At 67.6% G+C, this 8788-nt stretch carries 7 protein-coding genes and 1 pseudogene; 3 read left to right on the top strand and 5 right to left on the bottom strand.

Annotation, left to right across the window (positions count from 1 at the left end):
- Window positions 1-113 precede the first annotated feature (113 nt).
- The 5 genes and pseudogenes from ACFQ4G_RS21535 to ACFQ4G_RS21515 form a co-directional block, all read right to left on the bottom strand.
- Window positions 114-329 (bottom strand): annotated as a pseudogene (locus ACFQ4G_RS21535) (transposase); the annotation flags it as partial.
- A gap of 186 nt (window positions 330-515) precedes the next feature.
- On the bottom strand, window positions 516-962 hold the full coding sequence (locus ACFQ4G_RS21530; RefSeq protein WP_238209076.1) for a hypothetical protein: 447 nt from the start codon (window positions 960-962) through the stop codon (window positions 516-518).
- 13 nt (window positions 963-975) lie between these two features.
- Complete coding sequence (locus ACFQ4G_RS21525) at window positions 976-1449, bottom strand: hypothetical protein (protein ID WP_379041072.1); 474 nt, start codon at window positions 1447-1449, stop codon at window positions 976-978.
- A gap of 104 nt (window positions 1450-1553) precedes the next feature.
- A complete protein-coding gene (locus ACFQ4G_RS21520) occupies window positions 1554-2003 on the bottom strand; it encodes a hypothetical protein (RefSeq protein ID WP_238209074.1) in 450 nt (149 codons plus the stop codon).
- Window positions 2004-2123: 120 nt separating this feature from the next.
- Window positions 2124-2726, bottom strand: coding sequence for an RraA family protein (locus ACFQ4G_RS21515; RefSeq protein ID WP_238209073.1), 603 nt, complete (start codon window positions 2724-2726; stop codon window positions 2124-2126).
- Window positions 2727-3032: 306 nt separating this feature from the next.
- Between ACFQ4G_RS21515 and ACFQ4G_RS21510 the strand changes: the two genes are divergently transcribed.
- From ACFQ4G_RS21510 to ACFQ4G_RS21500, 3 genes are all read left to right on the top strand, one after another.
- Window positions 3033-6116, top strand: coding sequence for a TrlF family AAA-like ATPase (locus ACFQ4G_RS21510; RefSeq protein ID WP_379041069.1), 3084 nt, complete (start codon window positions 3033-3035; stop codon window positions 6114-6116).
- 109 nt (window positions 6117-6225) lie between these two features.
- Window positions 6226-7473 (top strand): metallophosphoesterase family protein, encoded by a 1248-nt coding sequence (locus ACFQ4G_RS21505; RefSeq protein ID WP_238209071.1) that lies wholly within the window; start codon window positions 6226-6228, stop codon window positions 7471-7473.
- 1 nt (window position 7474) lies between these two features.
- Window positions 7475-8788: AAA family ATPase (locus ACFQ4G_RS21500; protein WP_379041067.1), on the top strand; the 1314-nt coding region annotated here is incomplete at its 3' end.

The raw sequence follows: 8788 nt of genomic DNA, 5'->3' as shown, positions 1-8788 counted from the left end.
TGGCTCTGCGACTACAACAGCCGCAGACCCCACTCAGCCCTCGGCGGACACCCACCCATCAGCAGACTGACCAAGGACAACCTCCTTGGAAACGACACCTAGAGCCTATCCCGTTAGGGTTCCTGAGCGGCGATGATGCCACACGCGAAGTGGATCAGGGCTCGGTAGTTCTTGGGCTTCTTGGGCCATCGGATGAGGATGCCGCGGAAGCGGTTGAGCCAGGCATGGGCGCGCTCGACGACCCACCTCCGCGCCTTGGCGCCCCGATGGCGTTTGGCCTGGATCTCCTCGCCCCTGGTGCGCAGATGCAGGATGAAGCCGCGTTCCTGGGCCAGAGTACGGGCGGCGGCATATGAGCAGAGCTGGGGTCTCTGTCCGCTTTCAGGCAACGCTCGCAGCAGGATGTATGACTATGTTGGGTCGGCTGCGGAACGTCCGCTTCCGGTAGAGGGGGTGCGGTTGGTTGCCCGCAACGGACGTGTTGGGTCCCGTGGGTATGTTGCCATAAGCAACTGCTAAGATGCTGTTCGGTAATGTGAGTCGCTGCGTACGATCACATCAGGATCTACGAGACCGAATGTCCGTCGTAAGCGCTCAATGATCCCGGGCCGCTGTAGGCGACGATCGGCATAGACAACGAAGCGTTTCGGAATTGTCTCGTAGACGATGCGGCCACGGGGGAAGTGTTCATACTCGTAGGACGCAATCATCGTCGGCAGGCCCCGTTTGCGGAGGCCGGCGGGACGTAGGCGACGCCAGCCCTCCCAAACGTCATAGTGCGCGCCGGGAAAGGTCAGACAGTCACCATAGGGCTCCGCCTCCGACAGCGGGAGCCCGGCATGAACCAGTTCCCAGGGGCCATCGCCCTCGCGCAGGCCCCAGAAGATGCCGACGCTCGGTGGCGGGGAAGCCGTAGCCGACGGTGTTAGCCCATCGGTGAACCGGTCGAGGGTGTTCGTCATGCGTCGCGGCCCCTCAGAGGATGAACTTCCAATCGATCCGCCGTACATGCGCGGCCGTGTCGGGCAGGCTCGCCGAGCACATCACGACGATGTCCTGTTTGATCTTCGTCGTGCCCGCCCGCACCGGGTTCGGCTTGACCATGAAACACAGCCCCGACGCGGGCCAATGCTTCTGCGTGTCCGGTGCGCCGACGGACATCAGGGTCAGTGAGTTCACGCGTAGGGCGTAGCCGTAGGCGTTCTCCATGTCGGGCGTCTGAGCCGTCGTGAAGGCAACGACCATCTTTGCGCCGGTCTTGCCGTCACCGTAGCCGGTGATGAACGTGACCTCGCCCTTGCCGTCATCAACGAGCCGGAGGTCATTGTTGCAGGGGATGGCTTGCCCATTGACCTTGAGTTCGAGGCAATGCCCCGCGTTCACTTCGTCGACAGGTGGGTGGGCTTGCGCTGCCTCGCCTGACAGTATGGCAAGGGCGAGCGCGATCATCATACGCTTCATGGGAGGTCCAATTCCTGTGGTGGAGTGGGAGGCGTGCTGCCGGACTACTTGGCCCCCTGGTGGGATGGGGGCTTGGCCCCGCCGCCACCCGTTCAGCGCCTCTTGAGGGTGCCCCCGAAGTCGCAGGACGGTCCGTGGAAGTGGTCGCAGTTTTCCGAGGTCACCTGCACGCGGCTGCGATCACCGCTGTAGCGAACCGTGATCTCGCAGAATTCGTTGGGATCGTCCGTCTTCGCCCGCAAGCGAAGGGTGCTCGTATCTAGCTTCCTGGCGGTGCCACGAACTTCGCCCGTGCATTGGTTCGGGATCGCCGTATCCGCGATCACCAGATACGCGCCGCTATCCCCATCGGTGTTCAGGGCAAGCACCCGGAGTTCGAGGCGGCCATCGCCACGTCCCTGGAAGCGGCCTTCCAGTCTCAGATCTGCGTAAGCGGTTGATGTAAGCAGAGCCCCGATGGCCGCCAAACCGATGATGGACGGACAGCAGCGAGCGGATTTGGCCCAGCGGGAAGCCGCGGCGTGGGCGAATGTGGAAGGCATTGCGGGTGTCCTCTTCGGATCGGAAAAGCCGACAGAGGGGATTCACGTTGGCCCTCCTAAAATTTACAGGGCGGCGCTGATTCTTGGTGTGGCAGGCTGGCGCATGTAGCTTCTGGCGCTTCAAACTCCGCCTTTTGGTGCATGGCTCGGTACGCTGATGAAGGGAACTCGCGAACTTCGGGTTTGCGCCGACAGCTGCCGTGGGCTGATCGCCACATTCCGGACATTGGTGATCCCGTGATCGCTACGTCGCCTTGACGTTGATCGCCTCGAACTGCTTGTCGTGCATGACCTCCTCGACGGAGGCCGGCCCCGGACGGCCTCGATGATGCCGTCCTGGCGGCGCGCGATGCGCTCGGCGAGATCCAGTACCTCCTCGATGCGCTCGGCCGGCACGAACACCGTGCCGCAGCGGTCAGCGATGACGTAGTTGTCCTCGCGCACCCTCACGCCCGCCATCTCGACCGGCTCGGCGGAGCCAATCTGGATCACGCGGTTGCGGGCGCTGATCATGGTGACGCCGCGGCCGTAGACCGGGTAGCCGATGCCTTCGCTGCCCCCAATGTCGCGGCTCAGGCCGTCGATGATCGACCAGAGAACGCCCTTCGTCTTGGCGGCGTTGGCCAGGATGTCGCCCCAGCAGGAGTTGCCCTCCTGCCCGCCCGCGATTACCAGCACGCAGTCGTTGCAGTACGAGAGTTTGAAAAATGCGGCGCCCGCCACTCAATTTCACTGAGATGGGCGTGCCGATCGGGTCATCACTCGTCCACATCGCGACGGGTGAAACGGTTGAGGTAATCGAGCCTAAAAAGGTACGGCTCCGCGGAGAGGTAGTGTCATTGACGAGCGCACAACAGATCGTGTCCGGTGCCGACTATGCCGTTGCGCCAGGACGGCATTGGTCTTTCAACGAGGTGCTGATCAGCACCCTTTACGAAACCACCTATCCAGCCAAGATGTCGGGCGACTCAAACAGCATAACCGGTAACGACCGGTAAAGCGAAACAAACTGCATGAGGGGCGGAATCCGTGACCAGGCTGTATCCTCGTGGATCGGAATGGCGGCAGTGGGATCTTCATATTCACACGCCAGCATCGTATCATTGGCAGGGTGAGCGGTTCACCGGAGGCGGCCGCGGGCCTCGGGATCTCGAGCTGGTTGATGAGATGGTCGCGGCGCTCAACGACGCAGTACCAGCCGTCTACGCCATCCAGGACTACTGGCACTTCGACGGGTGGTTCGCCCTAAAGCGGCGGCTCGCGGACGCCGGCGCGCCCACGCTCGGAAAGACGGTGTTCCCCGGGATTGAGCTGCGGATCGCGGCGCCGATGCCGGCCCGCCTGAACGCGCACGTGGTCTTCTCGAACGAGATCGAGGACCAGCTGCTCAAGGACTTTCTGTCCACCCTGAAACTAGAGATCACCAACCAGCCGGTCTCCGAGCACGCGCTCATCACCTACGCGCGCAACCTCAACGCCGACAAGCTGAAGGTTCACGGCTTCGACAAGGCCGAGGTCGCGGCCGACGACGCGCTCGCGCTGAGGGCCGGACACATGACGGCGGAGATCACCGTCGACAGCTACAAGGCGGCGGTGCGCTGCGTCCCCGACGGGCTGGCCTGCGGCTTCATGCCGTTCGACACCCACGACGGGCTGGCGACCGTGAAGCACCTCGAGCACTACGCCTACGCCATCGGGCTGTTCGAAAGCTCCCCCATCTTCGAGACGCGCAACGAGGGGCTCTGGAACGCCTTCGTCGGCCGCCGCATCCCGCAGAACGAGTCGTTCTTCGACGCATTCCAGGAGACAGTCGGGAGGACCCCGCGGCTACCCGTTTCCGGGAGCGACGCGCACAGGTTCCGCGGCATCGCGGGCAACAACAATTCGCGGGGCTACGGCGACTTCCCGTCGCAGCGGACGACCTGGATCAAGGCCGACCCGACCTGGAGGGGGCTCCAGCAGGCGATCAGGGAGCCCGCGAAGCGATGCTTCATCGGCGCCGTGCCGCCCAAGCTCGAACGCGTGTCTGCCAACAAGACCTTCTACATCGACCAGGTTAGGCTCGCCAAGGTGGGCTCCAGCACGCTCGCCGAGAGCTGGTTCGACGGCTGCACGGTCCCGCTCAACCCCGACCTGGTGGCGATCATCGGCAACAAGGGGAGCGGCAAGAGCGCGCTGGCCGACGTCCTCGCGCTCGTCGGCAACTCGCAGCAGCACGCGCACTTCTCGTTCCTGAAGGCCGACCGCTTCCGAGGGAAGGCCGGCGAGCCGGCCCGGCAGTTCGAGGGCGAGCTGCGCTGGCTCGCGGGGGAGCCGAGCAGGGGGAACCTGGCCGACAACCCGGCGGCGGACCGCGTCGAGCTCGTGCGCTACGTCCCGCAGGGCCGCTTCGAGGCGCTGTGTAACGAGCACGTCACGGGACGCTCGGTGAACTTCGAGCGCGAACTACGCTCTGTCATCTTCTCCCACATCCCCTCCGAGGACCGTCTCGGGGCGCTGGACTTCGACCAGCTCATCGCGGCGCAGGAGGCGATGCTGCGCGTGCGCCTCGACGAGACGCGCAAGAACCTGGCGTCGGTCAACCGCGCGATCGCGTCCATCGAGGATCAGTTGCACCCGGCCACCAGGCGCAACGTCGAGGAGCAGATCCACCTGAAGTCCGCCCAGCTCGCTGAGCTCGACCTCGCCAAGCCGGAACCGGTCCCGGCGCCAGCCGAGACGCAGTCGCCCGCCCAAGAGGCCGCGGCGGCGACCCTGGCGGAGATCGCGACGGAGAACGAGCGGCTGGACGCGGAGGCGAGGACGATCACGGAGAACGCCGTTGCCGCCGCCGCGCGGCGCAAGGCGGTGAGGAACATCCGCGAGCGCCTCGCCCTCCTCAGGTCGCAGGTCGGCTCGGCCATGTCGGAGATAGGCGACGACCTCCGACGGCTGGGCCTCACCGAGGCGGACGTCCTGCTGTTCGAGATAAGGGACGACCAGCTCGCCGCCGAGGACGACACGGCAATCGCGAACGCGGCTACGCTGGCCGCCCGCACCGCCGAGATCGCCGCGACGAGGCAGGGCCACGCCGAACGCCTGACGGCGGCGACCGAGGCGCTGAACGGCCCGCAGCGCGCGCATCAGGACTTCCTCGGCAGGATGAGGGCGTGGCAGGGCTCCGCGGACGCGATCGAGGGCACGGCAGACGTCCCTGACAGCAGAAAGGGTCTGCAGGCGCGGCTACAGCAGCTGGACTCGCTTCCCGCCGCCCTGGTCGAGCGGAGGACGGAACGAGGCAGACTCGCCGGCGAGATCCTCGACGTCCTCGCCCTCCAACGGGACCAGCGATCGCGGCTGTTCGAACCCGTGCAGGCGCTCGTGCGGGAGAACGCCCTCGTCGGCGAGGAGTATCGCCTGCAGTTCGAGTCCAACTTGGCGGCCTACCACGACGTGGTCTCGGAGAAGCTGTTCTCGCTGATCAAGCAAAGCATCGGCGAGCTCCGCGGGGAGGACGAGAGCCGCGCGGCGATCAAGTCGCGCCTCGAGGCGCGCGACCTGAACGACAGGGAGGGCGCGCTTGCCTTCGCCGACGACGTAGACGCCCTCCTGCACGAATCCGGCCGCCTGCGGACCCCCGACCAAGCGGACATCAACGGCCTGATGAGGAAGGACAGGTCGCCAGCCGAGGCGTACGATCTCCTCTACGCCTTCGAATACCTCGAGCCGAAATACACGCTGCTGTTCCAGGACACCCAGATCGAGCAGCTTTCGCCGGGCCAGCGGGGCGCGCTGCTGCTGATCTTCTACCTCCTCGTCGACAGGAAGCGGAACCCGATCATCCTCGACCAGCCGGAGGAGAACCTCGACAACGAGACGATCGTCAGCCTCCTCGTGCCGGTGCTCAACGCAGCGAGGGAGACCAGGCAGATCATCATGGTGACGCATAACCCCAACCTCGCGGTGGTGTGCGACGCCGAGCAGATCGTCTTCGCCGAGTTCGACCGCAAGGCGCTCTGCAGCATCAGCTACCTCTCCGGCGCGATCGAAGACGTTGAGCTAAACAGGGCCGTGGTGAACGTGCTCGAGGGGACGAAACCCGCGTTCGACAACCGCGGCCGAAAGTACCAGTGACCGTGGGCGGCCTGCGGCGAACGCGAGGGCGGAGGTCGGCGGCGCGCCCAGCCGCCATCGCGCCAGGCCGCCCACCGGATATCGCCAACGTCGAAGGGAACACGGACGCATGGTGAGCTTCCGCTTCCTGCACGCCGCCGACATCCACCTCGACAGCCCGCTGCACGGGCTCTCGCGCTACGACGGGCTACCCTTTGAAGAGGTCAGGGGCGCGACCCGCGCCGCGCTGGACAACCTCGTGCGCCATGCGATCGACGAGCGGTTCGACTTCGTACTGATCGCCGGCGACCTGTTCGACGGCGACTGGCGCGACATGGGCACTGGTCTCCACTTCGCGCGCGCGATGGGCCGTCTCGACCAGGCGGGCATTCCCGTCCTTCTGCTCGCCGGCAACCACGACGCCGACTCCATCGTCTCGCGGAGCGTCCCGTGGCCCCGCAACGTCACGCGCTTCGGCGCGCGGAGCGCCGAGACGCAAACCCTCCCCAACCTGGTGGTAGCGATACACGGGCGGAGCTTCGCCACCGCCGCCGTCACGGAAAACCTCGTCCTCGCCTATCCCGAGGCGGTGCCGGGCAGCTTCAACATCGGGATGTTGCACACCGCGCTAGCGGGGCGGCAGGGACACGCCTCCTACGCACCCTGCAGCGTCGAGGACCTGAGGGCCAAGCGATACGACTACTGGGCCCTGGGACACGTCCACGAGTTCGAGGTCGTGTGCACCGACCCCTACGTCGTGTTCCCCGGAAACATCCAGGGCCGCACGATACGCGAGACCGGAGCCAAGGGGGCGGTGTCCGTGACGGTGGAGGACGGGGCGGTCGTCGCGGTCGAGCGGATCGAGCTGGACGTCCTGCGGTGGGCCGCGGTCGACGTGGACTGCACCGGCGCCGCGGCCTCCGACGCGGCGGACCTGCTGCGCCCGGCGCTCGAGGCCGCCTGGGCCGCGAACGAGTCGCGTCTCCCCGTGATCGCCCGCCTGACCCTCGTCGGCGAGACGCCGGACACCGGCGGCTTCCTCGACGCCGCGGCCCGGCTGCGTGACGACGCCAGGGCGCTCGCGGCCGCCGTGTCGCCCGACCTCCACGTCGAGAAGCTAAAGGTGTCCGTGTCGCAGCCGGCAGCGACCGCGTTTATCGGCGGCGAGCTGTCGGCGCTGATCGGCGGCGCGCAGGGCGACCAGGCCCTTGCCGCCCTCGTCGCGGAGGACCTCGACCAGTTTCTTCAGGCCGCCCGTGGATCGCTTGACCCGCCCGAGGCCGGCGACCTGCGCGCCATGGCCTACGAGGCGCGGTGGCCGGAGCTGCTCGCCAGCGCCTCCGCTGCGCTCCGCGCGCGCCTCAGCCGGGAGCGCTGAGATGCGCTTCGCCAGCCTCGCGCTCGAACGCTACGGACGCTTCGAGGGATGCGAACTGACGTTCCGCGCCGGGCCGCCGGACCTTCATGTGATCTACGGCGCCAACGAGGCCGGGAAGTCCACCTCCCTCGCGGCGGTGTCGGACCTGCTATTCGGGTTCCCGACCCGCGCGCGATACAACTTCATGTTCGACAACGCGCTGCTGCGCGTCGGGGCGGTGCTCGAGGAGGACGGCCGCAGGCTTGCCTGCCGCCGGAAGCGAGGCAACGCGGGCACCCTGATCGACGCGCAGGAGCGGCCGATTGAGGAGGGGGAGCTGCTCGCGATGCTGCGCGGCCAGACGCGCGACACGTTCGCGCTCTCGTTCAGCCTCGATCAGCAGCGGCTACGCGACGGCGGCAAGGCGATGGTCGAGGCGCGCGACGACGTCGGGCGCGCGCTGTTCGCGGCCGGCTCGGGGTTGACCGGCGTCGCGGACGAACTCGCCGCGCTCGAGGCGGAGGCCGACGGGATATGGGGACCGCGGGCGGCCGCCAGGCGCAGCTTCACGCAGGCGCAGCGGGAGCTGGCGGAGAGCCAGCGCGCCGCGCGCGACCAGACGCTCAAGCCCCGGACATGGCTCGACGCGCGGTCCGCCGCCGCCGACGCGCAGACGGCGCTTGAGGACGTCGAGAGGCGTCGCGACGACCTCCTAGCCGAGACCAGGCGCGCCGGACGCCTGCGCCGCATCGCCCCCGCCATGAGGACCCGCGCGGACCTCCTGGCGTCGCTCGCCACGCTGGAGGGCGTCCCGGACATCGCGGCTGCCCGCGCGCAGGCCGCGGAGACCGCGATGACCGAGGCGGAGGCCGCGACGCGGGACCAGAGCGCTGCCGAGCAGCTCGTCCAAGAGACGGGAGCCCGGATCGCGGCGCTGTCGGGCGACGACGCGGCGCTCGAGCGCGAGGACGAAATTGATCAGCTGGCCGCTTCGGCGGGAGCGGTCGAGAAGGGAAGGCGCGATCTGGCGAGGCTCTCGGGCGAGCTCAGGGCTGGCGAGACGAACCTGGCGAGACTGCGGGAGGACGCCGGCGGGGTGGCCGCGGCTCCGCCCGCTCGGGGCGTCTCCGGCCGTCTCCGCGAGCTCGCGACCGCACACGCGCAGGACCTCTCCGCGCTCGACCAGATCGAGGAGAGCGAGACGGCGCTGGCGGTCCGGCGGGATGCGCTGGCGAGCGTCTCCGCGGAGCCGGCGGCGATCGGGCGACGGGCCCTCGAGGTGGCGATCGACGCGGCGCGGGCGCGCGGCGCAGACGCCGACGAACGGACCGCCACC

This window comes from Methylobacterium marchantiae (assembly GCF_042679825.1).
In the GTDB taxonomy this organism is placed as follows: Bacteria; Pseudomonadota; Alphaproteobacteria; order Rhizobiales; family Beijerinckiaceae; genus Methylobacterium; species Methylobacterium marchantiae.
Note: the sequence above shows the minus strand (reverse complement) of the source record. Positions and strands in the feature narration are given on the sequence as shown.

Excerpts from the sequence above, each read along its gene's own strand:
- ACFQ4G_RS21530 (WP_238209076.1), bottom strand. The coding sequence starts at position 962 with ATGACGAACACCCTCGACCGGTTCACCGATGGGCTAACACCGTCGGCT.
- ACFQ4G_RS21525 (WP_379041072.1), bottom strand. The coding sequence starts at position 1,449 with ATGATCGCGCTCGCCCTTGCCATACTGTCAGGCGAGGCAGCGCAAGCC.
- ACFQ4G_RS21520 (WP_238209074.1), bottom strand. The coding sequence starts at position 2,003 with ATGCCTTCCACATTCGCCCACGCCGCGGCTTCCCGCTGGGCCAAATCC.
- ACFQ4G_RS21505 (WP_238209071.1), top strand. The coding sequence starts at position 6,226 with ATGGTGAGCTTCCGCTTCCTGCACGCCGCCGACATCCACCTCGACAGC.